Origin of the sequence: Coleofasciculus sp. A1-SPW-01 (genome assembly GCF_040217205.1) — a bacterium.
GTDB classification, from domain to species: Bacteria; Cyanobacteriota; Cyanobacteriia; order Cyanobacteriales; family Coleofasciculaceae; genus Coleofasciculus; species Coleofasciculus chthonoplastes_A.
The window spans coordinates 42,998-64,583 of record NZ_JAVJNP010000144.1 but is presented as its reverse complement, the minus strand read 5'-3'; the positions used below and the strand labels follow the sequence as shown (position 1 = coordinate 64,583).

19 protein-coding genes and 1 pseudogene are annotated in these 21,586 nt (G+C 46.1%); 7 read left to right on the top strand and 13 right to left on the bottom strand.

Features of this window, described 5'->3' with window-relative positions; translation table 11 throughout:
* Positions 1-399: 399 nt before the first annotated feature.
* The 5 genes from RH949_RS22290 to RH949_RS22270 all read right to left on the bottom strand — a co-directional run bounded on the left by RH949_RS22290 (position 400) and on the right by RH949_RS22270 (position 4,897).
* Positions 400-525 carry a hypothetical protein gene (locus RH949_RS22290; RefSeq protein WP_446356215.1) on the bottom strand — a complete coding sequence of 42 codons (126 nt, stop codon included), beginning with the start codon at positions 523-525 and terminating at the stop codon, positions 400-402.
* A gap of 37 nt (positions 526-562) precedes the next feature.
* Positions 563-1,870, bottom strand: coding sequence for a DUF58 domain-containing protein (locus RH949_RS22285; RefSeq protein ID WP_044206016.1), 1,308 nt, complete (start codon positions 1,868-1,870; stop codon positions 563-565).
* 179 nt (positions 1,871-2,049) lie between these two features.
* Positions 2,050-3,000, bottom strand: a complete 951-nt coding sequence (locus RH949_RS22280) for an AAA family ATPase (RefSeq protein WP_446356213.1) — start codon at positions 2,998-3,000, stop codon at positions 2,050-2,052.
* Between the two features lie 161 nt (positions 3,001-3,161).
* Positions 3,162-4,280, bottom strand: coding sequence for a DUF4350 domain-containing protein (locus RH949_RS22275; protein WP_446356211.1), 1,119 nt, complete (start codon positions 4,278-4,280; stop codon positions 3,162-3,164).
* Positions 4,280-4,897, bottom strand: a complete 618-nt coding sequence (locus tag RH949_RS22270) for a DUF4129 domain-containing protein (RefSeq protein ID WP_446356209.1) — start codon at positions 4,895-4,897, stop codon at positions 4,280-4,282. The genes RH949_RS22275 and RH949_RS22270 overlap by 1 nt, the downstream gene beginning before the upstream one ends.
* 124 nt (positions 4,898-5,021) lie before the next feature.
* Here RH949_RS22270 and RH949_RS22265 point away from each other — a divergent pair, with 124 nt between their 5' ends.
* Together RH949_RS22265 and RH949_RS22260 are read left to right on the top strand one after the other, a co-directional pair.
* The gene (locus RH949_RS22265; RefSeq protein WP_083798951.1) at positions 5,022-5,270 is read left to right on the top strand and encodes a CHAT domain-containing protein; all 249 of its coding nucleotides are present in this window, start codon (positions 5,022-5,024) and stop codon (positions 5,268-5,270) included.
* A 230-nt stretch (positions 5,271-5,500) separates the two neighbouring features.
* Positions 5,501-6,622: pseudogene (locus RH949_RS22260) on the top strand (Rpn family recombination-promoting nuclease/putative transposase).
* Positions 6,623-7,236: 614 nt separating this feature from the next.
* Here the strand turns inward: RH949_RS22260 and RH949_RS22255 are convergent.
* Together RH949_RS22255 and RH949_RS22250 are read right to left on the bottom strand one after the other, a co-directional pair.
* Complete coding sequence (locus RH949_RS22255; RefSeq protein ID WP_446356207.1) at positions 7,237-8,160, bottom strand: hypothetical protein; 924 nt, start codon at positions 8,158-8,160, stop codon at positions 7,237-7,239.
* Positions 8,161-8,598: 438 nt separating this feature from the next.
* Positions 8,599-9,030: a nucleoside deaminase gene (locus RH949_RS22250; RefSeq protein ID WP_006099789.1), complete on the bottom strand. Its 432-nt coding sequence runs from the start codon at positions 9,028-9,030 to the stop codon at positions 8,599-8,601.
* Positions 9,031-9,264: 234 nt separating this feature from the next.
* On the opposite strand from RH949_RS22250, the gene RH949_RS22245 reads away from it, so the two are divergent.
* Entirely contained in the window at positions 9,265-10,188 is a 924-nt protein-coding gene (locus tag RH949_RS22245) for an N-acetylmuramoyl-L-alanine amidase (protein WP_446356204.1), read from the top strand.
* Between the two features lie 322 nt (positions 10,189-10,510).
* Here the strand turns inward: RH949_RS22245 and RH949_RS22240 are convergent, their stop codons facing one another.
* From RH949_RS22240 to RH949_RS22220, 5 genes are all read right to left on the bottom strand, one after another.
* On the bottom strand, positions 10,511-12,313 hold the full coding sequence (locus tag RH949_RS22240; protein ID WP_446356202.1) for a protein kinase domain-containing protein: 1,803 nt from the start codon (positions 12,311-12,313) through the stop codon (positions 10,511-10,513).
* Positions 12,314-12,594: 281 nt separating this feature from the next.
* Positions 12,595-13,134, bottom strand: a complete 540-nt coding sequence (locus RH949_RS22235) for a GIY-YIG nuclease family protein (protein ID WP_446356200.1) — start codon at positions 13,132-13,134, stop codon at positions 12,595-12,597.
* A 10-nt stretch (positions 13,135-13,144) separates the two neighbouring features.
* Positions 13,145-13,471, bottom strand: a complete 327-nt coding sequence (locus RH949_RS22230; protein ID WP_006099972.1) for a hypothetical protein — start codon at positions 13,469-13,471, stop codon at positions 13,145-13,147.
* Between the two features lie 192 nt (positions 13,472-13,663).
* Positions 13,664-15,376 carry an ABC-ATPase domain-containing protein gene (locus tag RH949_RS22225; protein ID WP_446356197.1) on the bottom strand — a complete coding sequence of 571 codons (1,713 nt, stop codon included), beginning with the start codon at positions 15,374-15,376 and terminating at the stop codon, positions 13,664-13,666.
* Between the two features lie 169 nt (positions 15,377-15,545).
* Complete coding sequence (locus RH949_RS22220; protein WP_446356195.1) at positions 15,546-15,671, bottom strand: hypothetical protein; 126 nt, start codon at positions 15,669-15,671, stop codon at positions 15,546-15,548.
* A gap of 62 nt (positions 15,672-15,733) precedes the next feature.
* Here RH949_RS22220 and RH949_RS22215 point away from each other — a divergent pair, with 62 nt between their 5' ends.
* The 4 genes from RH949_RS22215 to RH949_RS22200 all read left to right on the top strand — a co-directional run bounded on the left by RH949_RS22215 (position 15,734) and on the right by RH949_RS22200 (position 18,674).
* A complete protein-coding gene (locus tag RH949_RS22215) occupies positions 15,734-16,534 on the top strand; it encodes a Uma2 family endonuclease (RefSeq protein ID WP_446356193.1) in 801 nt (266 codons plus the stop codon).
* A 253-nt stretch (positions 16,535-16,787) separates the two neighbouring features.
* Positions 16,788-16,988 carry a hypothetical protein gene (locus RH949_RS22210; protein WP_006099640.1) on the top strand — a complete coding sequence of 67 codons (201 nt, stop codon included), beginning with the start codon at positions 16,788-16,790 and terminating at the stop codon, positions 16,986-16,988.
* 680 nt (positions 16,989-17,668) lie between these two features.
* Complete coding sequence (locus RH949_RS22205; protein WP_044206022.1) at positions 17,669-18,262, top strand: DUF6272 family protein; 594 nt, start codon at positions 17,669-17,671, stop codon at positions 18,260-18,262.
* Positions 18,263-18,320: 58 nt separating this feature from the next.
* Complete coding sequence (locus RH949_RS22200; protein WP_006099756.1) at positions 18,321-18,674, top strand: slr1659 superfamily regulator; 354 nt, start codon at positions 18,321-18,323, stop codon at positions 18,672-18,674.
* A 725-nt stretch (positions 18,675-19,399) separates the two neighbouring features.
* Here RH949_RS22200 and RH949_RS22195 read toward each other — a convergent pair.
* Entirely contained in the window at positions 19,400-21,358 is a 1,959-nt protein-coding gene (locus RH949_RS22195) for a BamA/TamA family outer membrane protein (RefSeq protein WP_446356190.1), read from the bottom strand.
* Between the last annotated feature and the right edge of the window lie 228 nt (positions 21,359-21,586).

Below are 21,586 nucleotides of genomic sequence, written 5' to 3'. Positions count from 1 at the left end.
GGGAATCAGGTGGGTTTTGTTATCCCTTTTCAGGTTGGGATTAGGGCGGGTTTTGTGGTTGAATTTGAGGTAGGTTTCCTCATGTAATCCCTAAACCCGCCCCTACATGTTTGGTGTGCGATCGCGGTTGGGAATCCGATCGGTTTTGTTATCCCCTTTCAGGTTGGGATTAGGGCGGGTTTCATTTGTAGGGGCGGGTTTAGGGACAAACTTAACCCAGAAACCAATAACCTTTCTGCAAAACCCGCCCTGCCCCACCTCTCACTACCCCTACATGTTTGGTGTGCGATCGCGGTTGGGAATCAGGTGGGTTTTGTTATCCCTTTTCAGGTTGGGATTAGGGCGGGTTTTGTGGTTGAATTTGAGGTAGGTTTCCTCATGTAATCCCTAAACCCGCCCCTACATGTTTGGTGTGCGATCGCGGTTGAGAATCCGATCGGTTTTGTTATCCCCTTTCAGGTTGGGATTAGGGCGGGTTTCATTTGTAGGGGCGGGTTTAGAGGCAAACTTAACCCAGAAACCCATAACCTTTCTGCAAAACCCGCCCTTGTTCATAAATCATTTATAGCAGACTCCGCGCCTTCAGTTGTAAATAACGGTTAACTAACTGTTCACTAATTTGATTCGCTGGTGCATCTAATACCAATACCCCTTTTTGCTTCAATTGGGCAAAAGCTACCTGACGCTGGGCAATTAAATCTAACGCAACCGCACGAGAGTATGTTGTTTCTATATCAGAAGTCCGCGTGTGAGCAATAGTATCAACTTGGGGATCACGTAATGTCACACAAAAGGGTAAATAACGCGGCGTGAGGCGTCCCATGGCTGATAAGAGTTCAGCCGAAGCCGTCACATCAACAATATCGGTAATTAAAACCACTAAAGCACGACGAGTTTGTTGATTCACTAATCGCGTCACCGCGCCAAAATAATCCGGTTCTAATAATACAGGTTGAATTGGTGTCAAACGTTCTATTAATTTCGATAACTGATGCTGACCCCGTTCTGGTGGAATCCAACTGGTAACCTCTCGGTCAAACACACCAATTCCCACTCTATCGCCTCGATTTAATCCCGCCAAAGCCAGGGATAATGTCGCATTTAACCCCCAATCAAACCGCTTTAATCCCTGCACCTGTGCCGTCATTAACCGCCCTCGATCAAGTAAAATAATTAACGTTTGCTCCCTCTCGGGTTCCAATACTCGGATTAACGGACGTGAACGGCGGGCTGTAGCTTTCCAATCAATCAGTCGAGTATCATCTCCAACACCATATTCCCGAAGTTCCGCAAACTCAGTTCCCGCACCCAGGCGTCGCGCTTGGCGCATGGTTCCGGTATTTTCTAAGGTGAGGCGAATTGAGAGTTCTCGCAATCCCAACAAATCCGGATACACCGCCACCGTCTGACTCGCGGGGATTGTCCAATCCAGCCATGCTAATCCCCAGCGCCCCCGTTGGCGCACTTGAATATCTCCCCAGTGATACTCACCGCGACGTTTAGGATTAACGGTGTAGGTAAATTCCTGAGTATGATTGGGTTCCAGTTGGGCTGAAAGAGTGGGTGTAGAGATGTCAAACTCTAGGGGGTAGTGATCACGCAGGCGAATTTGGGCAGATGACGATCGCGATCGCACCGATAATACCACAGGATTATCCCGCCCGATGGATAATCGATGTAACGGATAGCGCGTCACCGTGACACGATACGGTTTAACCCGTTGTCCATCCCAAACCGCTAAACTCAGGACAATCGCATCAAACGCCAGAGTTCCCCAAATGCTGCTTGGCTGATTAAACACAACAGCCAGTAAAAGGGCGATTACCATACCCAGTAGCAGCAGCCAATAAAGACGTTGTGACGGAATAATCATATTAGTGTGTAGGGGCGGGTTTCACTATTATCGTTTCTTGCCTCACCCAGATGCAACTAAACCCGCCCTGACTATAGTTTGAATTTTGAATTACAGCTTTTTTTGCTTATGGGATTTAGGGGGATCGACAATGTACCGCATAGCAGAGTAAACTGCTGTATTCATCGCCATATCCATCATCGCGGCACCGGAACCTGCTTCAATAACGACGCAATCACCCCATCAACCATCAACCCATCCAACTGCGCTTCAGGTTTCAAAATCAGACGATGACGCAACAACGGCGGCGCAACGGCTTTCACATCATCCGGTGTCACATAATTCCGCCCCGCCAACCATGCATACGCCTTACTCGTTTGTAACCACGTCGCCGTCGCCCTGGGCGACGCCCCTAACGCCAAATCCCCATGGTTGCGCGAACCTGCCACTAATGCTAATAAATAATCCAGTATTTTCTCATCCACATCAACAGCTTGCACTGCTTTCCGCCCATTAAGAATATGTCCTACGGTGGCGACAGGTTTGAGACGTTCCAAATCAAAGCGTTTAGCCCGAAATCCCTTCTGAACATTCAGCAACATCTGCTTTTCTGCGGCGGTATCCGGGTAATCTACTACCAGTTTAAATAAAAAGCGGTCTAACTGCGCTTCGGGCAACGGATAAGTTCCCTCAAATTCTAGGGGATTTTGAGTCGCAATCACCCAAAATAAGTCCGGTAACGGCAAACTTTCCCCATCTAGCGTTACCTGTTGTTCTTCCATCGCTTCTAATAGCGCGGCTTGGGTTTTAGGAGGTGTGCGGTTAATTTCATCCGCCAGCAAAATCTCGGTAAAAATGGGTCCTTGTTTGAGGGTAAAACTGCGGCTATTCAAGTCAAAAATATTGGTTCCCAGAATATCCGAGGGCAAAATATCGGGGGTAAGTTGAATTCGCCGAAAATCAGCTTGGATTAATTTTGCCAGCACTTTCACGAGTAAGGTTTTTCCGGTTCCCGGTACACCTTCGATAATCACATGACCCCCACTCAGTAGGGCGACAAGCAATTGTTGCACGACAGTCGATTGACCCAAAACAACTTTGCCCAGGGTTTGGCTGATACGATTAAAGATGGTGTTGTCATTTGTCATGTTTCAGGGAATAGGGAATACGGGAATATAGAGACGTAGCTACGTCTCTACGTCGGGGCGGGTTTAGTCGCATCTGGGTGAGGGAAGAAAGGATAGTTGTCAAACCCGCCCCTACACATTCATGCGCCATGCCCTCGAAGGTTGTGAAGGGTCAAAACTGTTTATAATTCTGACCATTTTCTCAACCAGTTTAGCAAGTCGGATTCACTCAAGCGGCGTTTGTTAGAGGAGACTTGTAGTAGTTGTTCTAAGTCTTTGGCTGGACGCCCCGTCTGTCGCGCCCAAGCCGCTACTAGGGATTGATGGTTGAGGGGAGTGTCTCCTAATCCTAAGTCTTTCTGGAGTTGTCGCTGTTCTGCTTTGCCAACCCTATCTACGATAAAGTCATGACTCCCTGCTTTGAGTAAGACAGCTGCTAGCGCCCGAATGTATGCTTCACTATTATCCACCACAGGGGCGGATAAGGTAACGGGTTGTCCAAAACGACGATTAGCCGCCCAAATCGCCACAAGTAGGATAACAATGCCTTGGATCAGCAGGGGAAATAGGGGGGTTTTGATTAAATAACTGATGACATTTTCGCCAACTTCGCGTTCAATTGCTTCTTTATCTTTGTAACCATGGATGTATTCATCAACCCATAGTTGATTGGCATTGGCAGATGAGTTAATCGTTTCATTTCTAATTTTATCGCCTAGGTTTTCCTGAGTTACCAGTTTAGCCAATAGTTCATAATTGGCTGAAAAATCTTGATATGCATTGGCAGCAAGATAGGGAGTGGTGATAAAAATAACCTGTCCTTTGCCGCGTTTTTGTTGCCATATAATCGCGCCAAAGTTATCACTAATAATAGCGTTGTTGCTGGAATTATGTCGCCGCCTGGTGTCAATCTTAACCTTACCAACTGGACTATCTTGTCGGGTACTAAATGCCGCTTCAGTTACAGGTTGGTGGACACCAACGATAAGGAGGGTATTACCCTTTTTAACCCAGTCGTCCTCTGAACTATTTAATTGATTTGGAACTAAACGGCTGTGAACGCGCAACAAGGTGACATCCTGGCGATCGCCGAATTCACTCAATGGCTTTTGCCAGCGCTGGAGGGGAGTTCCCCGTTCTGCCATAAATGTATACCAAGCCCCGTAGCCATCGGGGGCGCGGCTATAGGTTGAACCACTATTGAGTTTATTGTTGGCTGGTGCGGCGACTAGGGTAATCAGGATCAGAACCGCGATCGCGATCGCACTCAATACCCCTAACCGTCGTTTGGAAACTCTCATCACCCTTGATTGATTTGTTGATAGGCTTGCTGACACTCCTCAAACAGCGATCGCGAGGCTGGAGTCTGACTGAAACAAAGCTGTTGATGGGTGATCAGTAAACGTTGATAGGCTTTCTTCTGAGGGAACTGTTGGACTAAATTCAGATATTCCCCATCCGTGCGACTGGGTTGTTGGGGAACATGTCCACTATCATGTAACTGTTGCAACATAGCTCGATACAGGCACAGGCAAGCCTCACGGTAGTCACCTTGAGTTTGGCAGTTTTGCGATCGCGTCAACCAATCAGCAACGGATAAGGTTCTATCTGGCGTGGTTGTAAGTTTTTCAGATTGCTGATGCAGTTGGTTTCTCCACGAATAAACATAAGGAGAAAACCGTCGCATAAGTTGTAGAGCAATCCAGCATACCAGCAAAGCAATCAGTACCCAAAAGATTACCCTAGCAATAAAGAACAGAACTGGCGAACTTAACCAAGCGGGTAAAGACCAATCGGGACTATCCGGGAAATCCGGTGAAAATCGCGACAGTTGGAGTTCCCACCATTCCCCCACTTGTTTTTGCCACTGCTGAAACTGCCAAGCCCAATTACTTTTCTCGTAAGATCCGGTAGACATGGTTTCTTTACCCGCTTCCCCATTGTGCTTATGCTTACTGTCCAGTCTTTCTCGAAAAACTGAAATGTTCTGGCATCACAGTCAAAACTTGCTGGCTTAACTGTAGCATTTATCACGTTATATCATGTCCGACTCAACAGTCATAATTCCCTTTTGCCTTTCTAAGCAAACAAGCCACCAAATCGGCAATTGTGCAGAAAATGCCCACAGCCCGAATGATTCAACGGCGTTCTTAATGACTGAATTTTATAAAAATCTGCAACAAAATATTGACAAAGCACAAGCTTTAAGGTTAGCGACGTTGACAACTCAGCAAAGATATCCCGATCCGCTTCATTGGGCTGCTTTTACGTTAATTGGGGAGTCGGAATAATCAAGGGTTTGGGTTTGGTTATGTCCAATCGTCAGCCAAGCTCATACTAAGTTGCAGTCTAAGGTAGAATCTGTCATGGTTCGTGGAGTCCGGAGCGAAGCGGAGGAACGAAACGAAGCATCTGCGAAATCCTTCACTTCGGAAAGAGGACAGGCTATATCAGGTACGGCAAAACCTTAAAGCACTGTTTGGTATAATAAATCAGCAAAAATAATTTTATTCCAGCGTTAGTGAAAACTGATAGTATCTTTTATAACCTATTTCGGACATTCCCCAGTATCTTATTTGAGCTGATTAACCGTCCTCCAGAAGAAGCCGCTAGCTATGAATTTACCTCCCGCGAAGTCAAACAGTTAGCCTTTCGCCTAGACGGTTTATTTTTACCCAAAACCAGCGAACCTGACAAACCTTTCTACCTCGTTGAAGTTCAGTTTCAGCCAGATAATTCTTGATACTACCGCATATTTGCCGAACTCTTCATCTTTTTAAGGCAATACCAGCCTTCCCATCCCTGGCAAGTTGTCGTCATCTATCCCAACCGAAGCATTGAACGAGAGTCAGCTTCGCAGTTTAATGAACTCTTAGCCCTGAACTGGGTGAGACGGATTTACCTGGATGAGTTAGAGGAAGCCACAGAACGCTCATTAGGGGTAGAAGTTGTTAAGCTTGTAATTGAGCCGGAAGAGACAGCCGGACAATTGGCAAGACAGTTAATCGAACAAGCACAGCAACAGCTAACCGATGAAACGCTTCAACGTGAACTCATTAATCTGATTGAAACCGTTATTGTCTACAAACTACCGAAAAAAAGCCGCGAGGAGATAGCTGCCATGTTGGGATTAAGCGAGATTAAACAAACCCGATTTTATCAGGAGACTCAACTAGAAGTGAAGTTAGACACCATCCCCAGAATGATGTCAATGGGCTTGGGTTTAGAGCAAATTGCTTACGCGCTAGATTTACCTCTAGAGACCGTCAAAAAAACAGCCAATAAAGTTCGGCGAGAATATTTGTCGTCCCCTGAGCAAAATATCGATGCTTTTATCGAATTATTAACCGAACAAGATTCTCTATTTTCCGGAGACTACTTGGCTAATTTAGAGCAGTTATTGGCTCCTGTACCCGATGATATTGAAGCGCTATCAGCCGCGATTTCAGAATGGTGCGAACAACACCCTGAACTTGAAGAGGCGCAATTGAAACTTCTACCCGATAATTTAGAGAAAAAAGCACCGGGGAGCAAAGAAGGCAACGTCAAAACTGCTAACTATGAACTGAACAAACAAGCTCTCCTCAATGCCATTCAGCAAAGTGCTTCCTCAAAAGATTCTCAATCATCCAACTCGGGTTGATGAAAGTTGCTATAGCAACCGCCATAGTGGTTAGGACACATCATTTATGTAGGGACGTTGCATGCAACATCTCTACTGACATAGCTAAAATTGTGGGATAAATTTGACGGTTAACCCTGAGCGAAGTCGAAGGGTTAAACCGGGCGCACGTCGGTGCGCCCCTACAATTCCAATCAACCCATTAAGGTGTGCCACGCCAGTAGGTTGGGTTGAGGAACGAAACCCAACTCTCATCTCAGGTTTGTTTGTTGGGTTTCGCTATCGCTCTACCCAACCTACATGAGTGCTGTGTTGCCTGTTGCCTCATCTCAACCGTTAACCCTACATTCCGCAGATCCTGACGGACAGCATTAGGAAGGAATAAAAATTTTACTCCGACAAAGTCGGTTGATGGGGGAAATTGACATCGCGCATCAAGACAAAATTGGTTATTTTAGGGGATTGAGGGGATAGCGTGGAGGAGTGCGATCGCTCTCCCAAGGTTAGCCGCTAAAATATTTAGGGTAAATGGCGCTGACTGGTATGCTGGTGGGTTTCGACTTCGCTCAACCCACCCTACTAATTTTCAATCCCAAAGTCTGACGTATAGCTAAAAAAAGGGGGGGTCTGGACTATTAAATTACTGCCTGAGGGTGTTGAGACCAAGACTGAATCACCTTGAGTGAGGTTGAATGGCGCGGTTGGGTTGCATGTCCCTGAGACTGAGCCGCTTTTTGAGCCGCCTGTAGTTCGGCTTGCATGACAATCATCTGAGACATGATGGTTTGCAGTTGCACCTGAAGTTGCTCAACGTCAGAGGTGCTAGGTGGGGTAACAGTTGATGTAGAAGGAACTGATGTTTTGGGTTGATAACCCAGGAAGTTTTGAGCCGAGGCAAATTTCGCTGACGCTGTTTGGCTGCTAACGGGATGAGCGGTAGCGAGTTGGGTATGAAAGGGTTGTGTGGTGATGGTGAACGGAACACTCATTGGCTGTTCCTCAGATTTCACCACAGTAGGTGTTAGTGCAGGTTGCGGTTCAACCGTTTCTTCGACTAGAGGTTGAGCTTCATGTTCAGAAGGTGGAACGATTTCCGGTTCTGGTTTAACGGTTTCTTCAACCAGGGGTTGATCTTCGTTCTCAGAAAGCTGAACGGATTCTGATTCGTCTTCTTTTTCTTGCTCTAAAAAATTATTGAGTCCAGCCGCTGCCAGTCGAGATTTAGACTGTTTCAATTCTTCTAACAGTTGTTCTTTTTCTTGAAGATGTCGCTCTAAATCCGAAAGCTGTTCTTCAGCTTGAGCAGATTTCTTGGATGATTGTCGCCACCCAGTTACAGCAATTGTGGCGATTCCTGTCCCCACCCCTAAAACACTTGCCAATCCTAGGTATGGCATCGCTACATCTCGGATTTTTCCATGATGGATAGGCTCTTCTTGTAGCTGAATTGTGACCTCTTGATCTCCGAAGAACGCTAGAGGTAAAGTCAAAGCTGAGAAGACGGCGGTTGAAAGAATTATCGGCGTAAAGAGAAATTTCTTTAAAGGAGAGCCAGTCATGATTAATAAGTCCTAGTAACAATTTCCAGTATCAGTTGTGCGAAACAAGGCGTCTTTCTCAAATTTCACCAAATTGCAAATTGCCGCTGCTGATTAAGCCAGTTGGCAGGAGAGATTGCTTGGGTGTGAATCGACTTGCCTTAGCTTGTTTACTAGATTAGCTAATGGTCTATCAAGTCCAGGTAAAGTCCTAGAAAAACCCAGTGAAGTTCTGATGAACTTTTGTTAACTTGTTATTGGTCATTGGTCATTGGTCAGAGAACAGTGAACAGTGAACACCTCGACTTACCTCGACTTACTTCGGCTTCGCTCAGTAACACGCTCGGTAACACGCTCGGTGTGAACAGGTAAGGTAGAACTTTGAGTTAACTTCCCCTGCTCTCCCTGCTCCCCCTGCTCTCCCTGCTCCCCCTGCTCCCTCTGCTCCCCCTGCTTCCCTTAAACGCCAATATCTTCATTCCAGAGTTTGGGATGCTGTTGAATAAAGTCGCTCATCATCTGCTGACACTCCTCTAGATTCAAATCCACAACCTCAACGCCATGGGATTCCATAAATTCTCTGGCACCAGCAAAGGTTTGAGACTCGCCAGCAATCACTTTTTTAATCCCAAATTGCACCACAGCCCCGGCGCAGAGGTAACAGGGCATTAATGTAGAGTACAGGATTGTGTCATTGTAGTTGCCGATTCTGCCCGCATGACGCAGGCAATCAATTTCGGCGTGGGTGACAGGATCATTATCTTGAACGCGCTTATTATATCCCTGACCAATAATCTGACCCTCTTTGACTAAAACTGAACCAATGGGAATTCCCCCTTCCCGGAGTCCCTGCTTGGCTTGAGCGATCGCGGCTGCCATAAACTCATCCATGTCTTGCTATCCTAGAATTCCCTAAATTTCTCTAGATTAGTACGTTTCCAGAATTTTCTCCGGATCGGATTATCGGGATTTAGGAGATGCAGACATACTTTCTGAACCGCTATGACCGATTTCACAAAGGGAACAAACGGGTGGTAGGGATGTCAACCCCTAGTGCATCGGTTCAGTCATCGGTCATGATCATAGTTTAGTGAATTAACATCTCATCACCAATTGGGAGTCAAGATGAAATACGGAATTGATATCGGACATAACTGCCCTCCAGATACTGGTGCTAGCAATATCAGAAAAGAAGATGATATGACCAAGGCGGTGGGGACGAGAGTGATCTCGAAGCTCAAATCCCTGGGTCATCAAGTCGTAGACTGTACCCCGAGTCGCGCTTGGAGTGTCAGCAATTCCCTACAGCAACGGTGCAATACAGCGAATAACAATCGTGTCGATCAATTTATATCCATCCATTTTAATGCCTTTAACGGCAAAGCTAAAGGCGCAGAAGTCTTTGCCATCAGCAATACGGGGAAGGATATGGCTAAACCTGTATTAGATAATATTGTTGAGTTAGGGTACTTCAATCGCGGGATTAAAGATGGTTCCCATTTGTACGTTCTCCGGAATACCGCAATGCCCGCGATTCTCGTTGAGTGCTGTTTCTGCGATAATCAAGAGGACATGGATCGCTACGATGCCGAAGCCGTGGCAAATGCAATTGTCAAAGGATTAACTGGACAAACCGCATCACCGACGATTCCCCTTTCCCAAAATCCAATTGTTGACCTTCAAAAAGCCTTAAATCGACTAAAAATCAGAAGTCCCAAAGGTACACCATTAAAAGAAGATGGTTCCAACGAAGCGGATACTACAGCAGCACTCAAAACCTTTCAGGCGATCGTTGGTGTTACACCCACAGGTAAAGCGGATGCTAAAACCTGGCAGATCATTAATCAAATCTTAGCCATGCCAGTTTTGCGAGAAAACCATGCCACAGGATTTGTGGTTAAATATCTGCAACGTCGTATTGGGGCGACACCAGATGGAATCTATGGTTCAGGGACAGCAGGTGCAGTTAAACGATTCCAACAACAACAAGGGATCACGGCTGATGGGATTATTGGTGCCCAAAGTTGGAGCAAAATACTGGCTGATTGAGTTTTGAGTTGTGAGTGTGTAGGGGCGGGTTTTACCGATAACGCTTTGGCTCAAACCACTAACTTAACTAAACCCGCCCATCACTAAGCTGTCGTGCATTTATAGCGCTTCGCGCTGGTCTAGTTACACTTTGTTTGTACGAACATCTCATCTGGACTCAGTTTCAGGTACGGGAGTTGTAAATACACCAGAGCGATTTGCTATAAATTGGGTATTAGTAGCGAGCAAGATGCTCGCACTACACGGCTTTCGCCATTATTGACATCAAGGTTTAAATGCCGAACAGCTTAATATTGAACGAATGACAAATGACGAATGGCACTTAATGCAAATCAGCTTCCCATACCCCAATATAAATACGATCGCGTTCATTGCGTTCAATCACTCCTTTTAACGGAGAACCGTTGCTGCTGTTGAAACGATAACGATTGGATTGACGCTGATAAACCTGAGTTAATCCCTGGCGAATCTCTGGTGAGAGATTGCGACTCAGCATTTTATCTAAGGTGTTTGCCATGGTTTCTAATCCCACAGATTGGGAAAATGCCACCTCAGTTTGGCGTAAACGCTTGGTATCGCGGTCAAACAGATAACCGAGACTGACGCGATCGCGAATAAAGTCTTCATAGGTCAATGCCTGGGTATTATGCCACAACCCTTTGGTTTGCTGGGTGGGTGTACCTAAGGCGGCTTCCACCACTTTTCGTGGGGTTCCTGGCGTAAATCCAGGAATTTTATTCGATCGAGGCGGTTTAGGGGTGTGGTTTTCGGGTACAGATAAGGGTGAGGGTGAAGGTGTGGGGGTTGGGGAAGTGACAGGAGACGGGGAAGGAGAGGGGGAGGGTAATACTGAAGGTTCAGAGGCAAAGGGCGCGGGGGGATCTGGAGAAGGGAGGAGTTCTGGGGATTCTTGGATACGGAATGTGGGCTCAGGTGGGGACAGGGGTGGTGGTGATTCCGGGTTCACCAGTTTTGGCGGCGGAGTGGACACAGGTGAAGCTGTTGGGGGCGGTGTAGGTGAGGGTAGAGGCGTGTTTTCAGAGGAGGCGGATACTGACTCTGGCGGTGATGGTATGCGATTGGATGGTTCTAATACACGGTTTAAACCCCAGCCAATCGCCACAGCACTTAGGAGTAAGCCGCCAGCAATTAAGCCGCCGAAGCGCCGAGAGGGTTGTTCCTCGTCTGCTTGTAGAGGTTTTCTGCGGATAGGAACGGTTGGCGGAACGGCTGGCTTACGGGTAGAAGGGACAGCTTCGCTAGAACTAGAAAGGGATAATGTGGGTGTCGCGATCGTTGTGGGATGGGCGTTTAACGCTTCCAGCATCTCCTTAGCATCCGCAAAGCGATCGCGCGGATGAAAGCGAATTGCCTGATCAATCACCGTAGCTAAATGGGAGTGACAATTCGGCGCATCCCGACGCCATAAAATTTCGCCAGTGCGGGTATCGGTTTCGAGAGTTTGCGGTAATTTCCCCGTGAGCAAAAATACCGCAATTAAGCCCAAACTATACAGATCACTAGCATAGCGAGGACGTCCTGCCGCTTGTTCGGCTGCCATAAACCCCGGTGTGCCAATGACAATCGATGGCGTGGTGTGGGCTTGGGAATGAACAACCGTTTTAATCGCTTCTTTCACCGCACCAAAGTCAATCAGCACAGGTAATCCGTCTCGCCGCCTGACAATCACATTATCCGGTTTAAGATCCCGGTGAACAATGTGACAACTGTGGACGTAATCCAGTACAGGCAACAGACTCAACAAAATTGCCTTGACTTGACCATCATTCAGACGACCTTCCCGGTCTACAATTTGAGTCAGGGTATCCCCTTCAATCCATTCCTGAACCAAGTAAAATTGTCCAGATTCGGAAAAATAAGCAAATAATCGGGGAATTTGGTGATTACTTTCACCTAACTCTTCTAAAACCGCCGCTTCCCGCTGAAATCGCTCTTTTACTTGCTGATAGGTTTGGGGATCATGAGTCATGGGTTTAAGCTGCTTAATCACACACTTACGTCCCGAAGGCATATAAGTATCTTCAGCGAGAAAGGTATTCCCAAACCCACCTGCCCCCAGCGTCTGGAGGATGCGATAGCGATTATTGAGCAGCGTTGGCGTCATGAGCGATTTAGGCAAGCTGTTTATGAATGATGAATATGAATTATGATATCTTAAGCAACTCTAATTATTCCTAGAAACCGGGTTTCTCGTGAGGATGACAACATCATATCAACCTTTCACTCAAAGAAACCCGGTTTCTTGACCGATGTCTTGTATGAACTACACAGACTTACTGGGTTTCTGAAGCAATACCATAAATGCCATAGATATCTAAGGAAGAAACCCGGTTTCTGGGCGAGTTACTCTAGATAAAGAAAGAAACCCGGTTTCTGGGCGAGTCATTATTTTAAATCCAGTAATCCCTGCTCTTTTAACTTAGGATTAAAACGAATCTCAGCTTGCACACCACGGGCATTTAATTGTTCGACTATTTCCGCTTCAACTCGCCGTGCTATTTTCTTTAACAGCTTAATTTTTCCTAATTCTTCACTCTTGTTATAGGTGGCTTTATCCTCATCGGTCATCGCCTTTTTCGCATCAATCGGCTGATTCCAAATCGCTTCATTTTGACCATTCCCTGGCGGAATGTCTCCATTTTCTTCAATCCAAGCCTTGCGGATTGTTTCCAAGCGAGTGCGATTGGGGCGCTCAATGGTTTCCGCTTTCAACCAATAGCAAGATTGGGGCTGACGGACTAGGTGTTGTTTTAAGCTGACATAAATATCACGAGAATAGTTGACCAGTTGCAGAGTTTTATCCTGGTCAAAAATAGCATAGACACCGATTTTACTGGATAAAGATTCCGGGAGATTACCCCCTTCATCCAGATAAGGGATATAGTCTAAGTCAGAGAGAGCGGGAGTTGGCGTTTCAGAACTCATCAGCAATAGGTTAGGCTATTTTTCGATAAATCGCGCAGAGGCGGCTGGGGTTAAAGATTTTGGCTTTGAACATGAAGTTGGGTGGGACATTTATAATTGCATAATCGTCCGATTCGTGATACTGTTCAAACTCCCGTGGCATTCCTTTGGGAGTCCCTTCGCTGTAGGGAACAGGTTGAAACAGTAACTCGGTGAATTCCAAGTCTTGACAGTGCAGTTGTCCCGCGACTTGCTGGCGGAATGATTCACCGTTCAACAAGCTAAATAAATGGGTCTGGGCGTCTGGTTCAAGGACAAAGCTGCCATCAAAATTGTTAACAATTTTTAATTGAGCCATGGTTGGGCAGAATCGTGGGCAAGTTTACGACTGGGATGATTATACCCCAGATGTTGCATCATTCTCAGTCAGCCAATTTTAGGAGGGCGACCCGACAATAGTTAGGGGTCGGTTCTCTTAATTGAGTTGAGTGGGTCGCCCCTACAGATCTATGACCGACAAATCAGCTTTTGGCGACGGTGGCAGAGGATGTTAATGATGATCCCGTACCTGTAATGTTCGCAATCGATTTAAGGCGGCGGCTAACTCAAATTGCCGGAATAATACTAAGTCTCCTTCTGGCAAATTTCCCAGCAAATCTAATCCCTGAGATTCCAGATCTGCCATCATCCGATTTAGCACTTCGGCAACTGTAGTTCGCCCATTAATATAGTGCCGTTTGGCATAAACAATCGCTTCAGCAATTGCCCGTAATTGCCCTTTCTCCACAATCTGTTCAACGGCGGCTAAATCAATTTCCTCTTTGCCAAAGACAACTTCATCCACATCGCGCACTTTCAGCTTAACGTCTCGTGAACCGCGACTGGGATCAATGCTTTCGGGTAAGGGAATACGTGGCGCAATCTCGCCAAACTCTTTTCCGCCTTCGGGAATCCGTTCTGTTTGATACTGTTTCGCGATCGCGCGGGCTTTTTCGGTAACATCGTAGGGTTGGAAGTTATCCATGGCGATGACGGTATCGGCGACATCGAAGTAATCACCACTACCCCCCATGACTACAATCGTGGATACTCCATAATCAGTGTAGAGTTGGCGTATCTTATCGATAAACGGCGTAATCGGTTCCTTGTCTTTGGCAATCAACTGTTGCATCCGATGATCCCGAATCATAAAGTTTGTCGCCGCCGTATCCTCATCCACGAGTAATAACTGGGTATTGGCTTCTAACGCTTCAATAATATTCGCCGCCTGGGAGGTACTTCCACTCGCATTGGCGGTGGAAAATTGACGAGTAGACCGACCTTGAGGTAGTTGGTTAATAAACGGCGAAATATCGACACTGGCAATACTACGCCCATCTTCTGCCCGAATTTTTACGGCTGAGGCTTGAGTCACCACCAATTCCCGTCCATCTCCCGGAATGTGATTATAGACCCCCACCTCGAGCGATCGCAAGACGGTAGATTTGCCATGATAGCCACCGCCGACAATTAAGGTAATTCCTGCTGGAATCCCCATCCCTGTTACCTCTCCCCGATTGGGACAATTAAAGGTTTCCCGCAAGGTTTCTGGGGATTGGAAGGGTAACGCATTTTCATTTAACGGGCGATCATCCACGCCACTGCGTCGGGGTAGAATGGCATCATCGGCAATAAATGCCACTAAATCCCGTTCGGCTAACTGTTGACGCAACCAGTCTGCATCTTCGATGGTTTCAACGTGCTGTTTAATCTCTACCGCATCTAGAGAGTCGTACTTCAGCGCTTGATCAACAATCTCTGGAATATCCTCACACAACATTTCCGCCGCCTGACGCCCAGAAATACGTCGTCCCCGTGCAGGTAATCCGACGACAAAGCGTACTTCTACAAGTTCATCATTGACAAAAGCTGCCGTGCGTTCGATTACTGATTGTCCCACAGACATAATCGCAATCCGCCCACTATTCCCGGTTCCCCGGTGGGAACTAAACTCTCGCGCCACTAAATCAAACTGGCGTGTCAGGTAATCCCGTAAGGCGATTTCTCGACTACGACTTTGGTAAAGGGTTTTGGGAAAATCCGCCACCGCTTGGGACAGTTGCACCCGAACATGACTGGGACTGGCAAAGGGATCACCTTGGACGCGATCGACAATTAAGGTGAAATCCGGAAAGTGATAACGTCCCTTGATATCCTTATAGGCTTTGTAGCTCTTGTCGTCAAGTTGGAGTAGGAGTTGGCGTAGTTTCTCGCGATTACTCATAATGTGGTCAGAAATTGGGTAATAGCTGCTTTCACACTACTACCAGATCCCCGACTTCTTCACGATTACCAAATTCCTATTCCTAGAAACCGGGTTTCTCGTGAGGATGGCAACTTCCTATCAACCTTTCACCTCCAGAAACCCGGTTTCTTGACCGATGTCCTAGGGCTTAAGTTGACGAAACCGGAAAACTGTAGTAGCACCTACCAAAAAATTGTTGAGACTTGGCGCGATCGCACAATTGTTCCTGAGTGCTGATAAACCTTGTGGCTTGGGCATTCCAGGCATACAGCACATTGCTCCACGATAGTTTAGGGATATGCTAAAGTGACAAAAAATGCTTCCTCCTGTGATAGTATGTCCCTTTCTACTTCCGCGAAAATCATCTACCCCGAAAGTGACGGTCAACCTTTGGCAGACAATACAATCCAATTCCGCTTGATTGTCACCATTCAAGGTGGAATTGATGCCTTATTTCTTGAGAATCCTAATGTCTTTGTTGCTGGAGATTTATTTTGGTATCCAGTGGAAGGTGAACCGTGGATTAGACAAGCACCTGATGTCATGGTTGTCATCGGACGTCCCAAGGGTGATCGACGTTCCTATAAACAGTGGGAAGAAGACAATATTCCGCCGCAAGTCGTTTTCGAGATTGCCTCTCACAGTAATACGAAGGCAGAATTAGAGGAAACCAAGCGTTATTTTTACGAACGTTATGGTGTCGAGGAATATTACCTGTTTGATCCTCAGCCTGGAATTCTCAAAGGATGGCAACGAGATGAAAGACTCTTACAACCCATTCCGAGAATGTCGGGTTGGATTAGTCCCTGTTTGGGCATAAGATTTGAAGTAGAAGAGGGGAATTTACAGCTATACCATCCGGATGGGGAGCGATTTGCTTCCTTTGTGGAAATTATTGAACAGCGAAGGTTAGAAAAACGGGCAAGAGAACAAGCCGAACGGGAAAAAATACAAGAACAACAGGCACGAGAACAAGCTGAACGGGAAAAAGTACAAGAACAACAGGCACGAGAACAAGCGGAGTTGGCGCAACAAAATGCGATTCCAAAGTTATTGGCAATGGGTTTAACTGTAGAACAAATTGCTGAAGCGTTATCGTTACCCGTGGAGACTGTGCGGGCTATAGCTGGAAGGTAAGCTTATCTTATACCAAGTTGCAGTCAAAGAGGTAATCTATCATGCTGAGCGGAACCCTTCACGACCTTCAGATTCTAAAGCTCGTTCCTCGCTATAGCTGCGCTTCACGCTTCGCTCAGAATGACATATTAGAATGAAGAAATTTCTCAGTTTATCAATCAAATCTCTGTTCAGTTAAATTGGTAATCAAAAAATCTATGATGATATTACGTTGCTCGTGATGAAACAGAAATAGATTTAGGAGGAATTAGATATGGCGGGGTTTATGGAACCTGTTGACGAAGTGGAAGGAGACTATTATGATATTCTTCATTACGATGATGGATGTTGTGACTATTGGGTAGTGGGACATGGATTAGAAAGTGGTGTGGTCATGCTGATGGCACAAACAGCAATTAAGCAGGTCGGGACAATTGAAGTTAACGGTAGGGATCGTCATACTCACTTCCCTTGAGAAGAAAGCTATACTGTTCGCGGTCACAAACTGAGCTTTGATCATGCAGAGCGTAACGGAGTTCAGCTCGCGCATCTGGTGAGATTCTAGGCTAGGGAGCTGCGTAAAAATAAAGTACCAGTAAGGAAAGCTGAATTCATGAACTTAGCCAAACTTCCTTGGTACATTATTAAGTCGCAAGTCCCCTAACGCCGAGCTTCGTTCAGAATGACAACACGATAACCGTGCGAAGTAGACGTTTTAGGTAAGAGTTTGAGGCGTGTTTACAAAACTTAATCTAGTTAAGTTTATTTCCACCAATCTGCTTAGAACCCTTCGATAGTATAAATATTCAACCGGACATAATAGTAGACATTAGGGACAGAATTTTGCTCTGCACAGATAAAATAATTGCCACTGATAATTTTCCACAAAAACGGTATAAAAGTGAGCAATTTTGTGAGATCCTAGAGATAGGTTACTCTGGCAAGGCTGCTGCCCTTTAAGGATCTGTGACGTCTCAAGGAGATTAACTGATTAGCAAGTTATACAGATTATCTTTATTTATGAAACGAATCGATTTCCTAGTTACCACTGCCTATTCTTTAGTCAAATATCATGCCGACTCTACCGCCAAAATCATTATAACCTTATTGGACAAGTTGTGAAAAAATAATAACTTTTGATTGGACATAATGGCTATGCATAAGATATTTGGAGAATTTCAAGAAAATCTGTCTGATGAACAAGAGTTTTTAATTCTTGGCTTCTCACCGAGTTCCATTCCCATTCAGCAACGCTGGCGCAACAATGGTTTATCGGCTGATTTTGTCGCTGATTACTTGACTACCTTTTTTCCCGCTATTTACGAAGATCCAGACCCTGAGGGGAAGCGAGTTGAAATAAAAGGAGCGGTGAGTTATATCGCTAATGAATTACTGGAAAATGCGATGAAGTTTAATGACGATAATTCATCCTATCCGATTAAATTTGGGTTACATATTTTAGATATTGCGAGCGAAATAACTTTAGTTTTATTGGCAACTAATAGTGTTTCTCAGCAATCGGTTCATAAGTTCCAATCTTTCATTCAGGAATTACTCGAATCCGATCTGGATGAACTCTATATCCGTCAGTTAGAAAAAAGTGCTGAAGATGAAACCGGGGGAGCTTCTGGACTGGGGTTATTAACCATGAAAAATGATTATTTTGCCAAGTTAGGTTGGAAATTTGAAACCGTTAAACAAGAACCCGAGGTGGTTACGGTAACAACGATGGTGCAACTGAAGGTATAAATTAAAAACCTTCAATAAGTATTATCAGCGATTTATAGTTTTAGGAGCTAAATTATTCATGGAAAAGCAAAACGTTCAGGGTGAAAATTACCAAGTAATCGGTGATCCAGAAACATCCACTGTATATTTTAAAGGGTCACTGCGACTGGGTGGAATGAAGGAGTACGAACCGATCATCAAAATCCTCGATGAGATGATTCAGCAAGACCCTTCCTTGATTACGTTAAACCTGCGAGAGCTAGAATTCCTCAATAGTTCAGGAATTAGCATGTTATCTAAATTTGTCTTGAATGTACGCAAAAAGAAGACGATCCAGATCGAAATTAAAGGCTCCGGTAAAATTCCTTGGCAAGGAAAATCGTTAAAGAATTTACAGCGATTAATGCCAGGATTAAAGTTGGAGTTGGAATAATTATAGCCCCGATTTATAACAGGCGTTGGTGTTCTCGTAGGGGCGACCCGCCGCACACAATTAATACCACCCAACCCTTAATTTAATCGGGTCGCCCTCCGCCCGGTATGGGGAATTATCTAACACCGGGTACAAATGTAGGGGCGACCCGCCGCACACAATTCATACCACCAAACCCTTAATTTAATCGGGTCGCCCTTCGCCCGGTATGGGGAATTATCTAACACCGGGTACAAATGTAGGGGCGACCCGCCGCATACAATTAATACCACCAAACCCTTAATTTGATCGGGTCGCCCTTCGCCCGGTATGGGGAATTATCTAACACCGGGTACAAATGTAGGGGCGACCCGCCGCATACAATTAATACCACCAAACCCTTAATTTAATCGGGTCGCCCTCCGCCTGGTATGGGGAATTATCTAACACCGGGTACAAATGTAGGGGCGACCCGCCGCATACAATTAATACCACCAAACCCTTAATTTAATCGGGTCGCCCTTCGCCCGGTATGGGGAATTATCTAACACCCTATACAAATGTAGGGGCGACCCGCCGCACACAATTCATACCACCAAACCCTTAATTTAATCGGGTCGCCCTCCGCCCGGTATGGGGAATTATCTAACACCGCATTTAGAAAAGGGCGAGTCGAGACAAGTTAATTCTCACACCGCCTACTATGTGCAGCGACTCGCCCCTACAACCGCGATAATCCCAAAGGCTTAAAATCGTTGACCCAAACCAAACTGGACTCGGCTATCTCCTTGGTCATTAAATCCTAAATCGGCGCGGATGATACCCACAGGGGAATTGACGCGCAATCCCGCACCGTAACCAAACCCACTTCCCGGTTTACCCCGTACCACACCCGGTTCTCCCGGTACGGTTTCACTCGAACCCAAATCCGACGCAAAGTCAGCAAAAACAACTGCGCCCACTGGATTGAAGATGGGAATCCGATACTCCGCCGACGCTAACACATAACTGCGCCCTGTTCCGACATCCCCTGTACCGTAGCCTCGCACCGAATTTTGACCGCCGAGGTTAAAGGCGTTGTAGGGGGGTAAATCACCAATCGTGGTTCCTCCCTGAACGTTAAATGCCAAGACTTCTTGACTATTGCCATTAAATACATCAACGGGAACGTACTGAGAGTAGTTTGCCTCCAGGCGATTCATCAAAATACTACCATTACCAATAGGTACAGACTGTTCCGTACTCAGACGCACCAGAGAACCTTGGGTGGGATTGACAGGATTGTCTCGTTTATCCCGCGTCACTCCAGCAGAAACGGTAACTAAATCATCAATTCCGTTATCGCTGAAGGAGAGACGATTCCCGAATTCATCAACTGCATTAATTTTGCCCTCACTATCGCGGATACTGGTGCGGGTATAGTTGACGCCTACCGACGCATCCCATTCCTGATTCACGGGTTTGGATAAGCTGACACCACCGCCAAACTGTCCTTCACGGGGATCATCCCCATTCGCGAGATCAACATCATCATCGAATGTTTGGGATACAGTACGACGCCGAAACGTATTCACGTTATATCCGGGTTGTTCTGGATTACTAGCCCGATAGGGTCTACCATAGTTGCCATCAAACTGGAAATCACGACGGCTAAACTGTATATTCAATCCCAGTTTCTGGTTCACACCACCGAGATTGAAGTCGTTATAACTGAGAGTGCCAAAAACACCACTATCATTGCTATATCCTGCGCCAGCATTGACGCCACGGGCGGGGCGTTCGATGAGGTTATAAATAACATCGACGTTTCTTGTATCACCGTTGAGAGAAATGTCTACTTGATCAAATAATCCCATCTGGTAAAGCTGTTGCAAGTCTTGGCGGACAACCTCTACATTAAAGACTTGACCGGGTTGTAGGTTCAATTCGCGATTAATGAAATCCTCGCGAGTTCGTCCGTCTGTGGGTTCGCCTTCTTCGTCGAGGAAGCGGAAATTAATGTCACTGACGACGCCTTCCGCCACTTCAACCGTAATCACGCCATCGGATGTCGATCGCACGTCTAAAACCTGTGCCAAGATATAGCCATTGTCTTCATACCATTGTTCTAACTGTTGTATCCCTTGACGTAGGCTAGCAGGACTAACGGGTTGACCCAATTGCGGATTAAAAATAGAATTAGCTATGTCTGGGGTAAGAACCTGGTTACCGGAAAGTTCTAGCGATCGCGCGATAACCGGTTCAACCTGATAAACAACCTCCCAGCCAGTGGAGTTAGCCCTTGGTGTGACACTGGCGTTGGCAAAGAACCCTGTATCTAAAATCGCTTGAATATCCTGATCCAATTGGCTTTGACTGGTTTGACCCCCTGGACGAGTGCGAATCGTTTTTAAGACAAGCTGCTGCAATTCTTCAGACACACCCACGACTTGCACGTCTGTGGCGAGAACAACTAAATCGTTAGACCGTTGAGATTGATTTAGGGTGGGAACAGATTGGGCAAATTCTGGGGTTGGTGTCGCTTCTGGAGCGGCGACGGTTCTAGGGGAAGGTGTGGCTGAGGTGGCTTCTGTGGGGACAACATAGTTTCTGGTTTCCGATGGTGGGTTAGTTGTCGGGGAATCTGGAGTCGCCATCGCTTGCTGAGTTAAATCGCTACCCACCAGCACAGCCAAAGTGGAAAAGGCAACAGCTCTATATAGCATAAAATTAGCCTCAATCGTCCGTTCGTTAGTGAAAATTGTCTTACGTTTGGTTAACCTGACCAAGGCTAAACCTGTGGAGTTCCAACCGATGTGCCACCTTTCTATCTGACACAATCTGTGTAGGGGCGGGTTTCACTATTATCGTTTTTTACCTCACCCAGATATGAATAAACCCGCCCCGACTAAGTTGAGAGAGGTTGATCAAACATGAAAATCTAACCTCTAAAA

Excerpts from the sequence above, each read along its gene's own strand:
- RH949_RS22290 (WP_446356215.1), bottom strand. The coding sequence starts at position 525 with ATGGGTTTCTGGGTTAAGTTTGCCTCTAAACCCGCCCCTACAAATGAA.
- RH949_RS22280 (WP_446356213.1), bottom strand. The coding sequence starts at position 3,000 with ATGACAAATGACAACACCATCTTTAATCGTATCAGCCAAACCCTGGGC.
- RH949_RS22275 (WP_446356211.1), bottom strand. The coding sequence starts at position 4,280 with ATGAGAGTTTCCAAACGACGGTTAGGGGTATTGAGTGCGATCGCGATC.
- RH949_RS22270 (WP_446356209.1), bottom strand. The coding sequence starts at position 4,897 with ATGTCTACCGGATCTTACGAGAAAAGTAATTGGGCTTGGCAGTTTCAG.
- RH949_RS22265 (WP_083798951.1), top strand. The coding sequence starts at position 5,022 with ATGTCCGACTCAACAGTCATAATTCCCTTTTGCCTTTCTAAGCAAACA.
- RH949_RS22255 (WP_446356207.1), bottom strand. The coding sequence starts at position 8,160 with ATGACTGGCTCTCCTTTAAAGAAATTTCTCTTTACGCCGATAATTCTT.
- RH949_RS22250 (WP_006099789.1), bottom strand. The coding sequence starts at position 9,030 with ATGGATGAGTTTATGGCAGCCGCGATCGCTCAAGCCAAGCAGGGACTC.
- RH949_RS22245 (WP_446356204.1), top strand. The coding sequence starts at position 9,265 with ATGAAATACGGAATTGATATCGGACATAACTGCCCTCCAGATACTGGT.
- RH949_RS22240 (WP_446356202.1), bottom strand. The coding sequence starts at position 12,313 with ATGACGCCAACGCTGCTCAATAATCGCTATCGCATCCTCCAGACGCTG.
- RH949_RS22235 (WP_446356200.1), bottom strand. The coding sequence starts at position 13,134 with ATGAGTTCTGAAACGCCAACTCCCGCTCTCTCTGACTTAGACTATATC.
- RH949_RS22230 (WP_006099972.1), bottom strand. The coding sequence starts at position 13,471 with ATGGCTCAATTAAAAATTGTTAACAATTTTGATGGCAGCTTTGTCCTT.
- RH949_RS22225 (WP_446356197.1), bottom strand. The coding sequence starts at position 15,376 with ATGAGTAATCGCGAGAAACTACGCCAACTCCTACTCCAACTTGACGAC.
- RH949_RS22215 (WP_446356193.1), top strand. The coding sequence starts at position 15,734 with ATGTCCCTTTCTACTTCCGCGAAAATCATCTACCCCGAAAGTGACGGT.
- RH949_RS22210 (WP_006099640.1), top strand. The coding sequence starts at position 16,788 with ATGGCGGGGTTTATGGAACCTGTTGACGAAGTGGAAGGAGACTATTAT.
- RH949_RS22205 (WP_044206022.1), top strand. The coding sequence starts at position 17,669 with ATGCATAAGATATTTGGAGAATTTCAAGAAAATCTGTCTGATGAACAA.
- RH949_RS22200 (WP_006099756.1), top strand. The coding sequence starts at position 18,321 with ATGGAAAAGCAAAACGTTCAGGGTGAAAATTACCAAGTAATCGGTGAT.
- RH949_RS22195 (WP_446356190.1), bottom strand. The coding sequence starts at position 21,358 with ATGCTATATAGAGCTGTTGCCTTTTCCACTTTGGCTGTGCTGGTGGGT.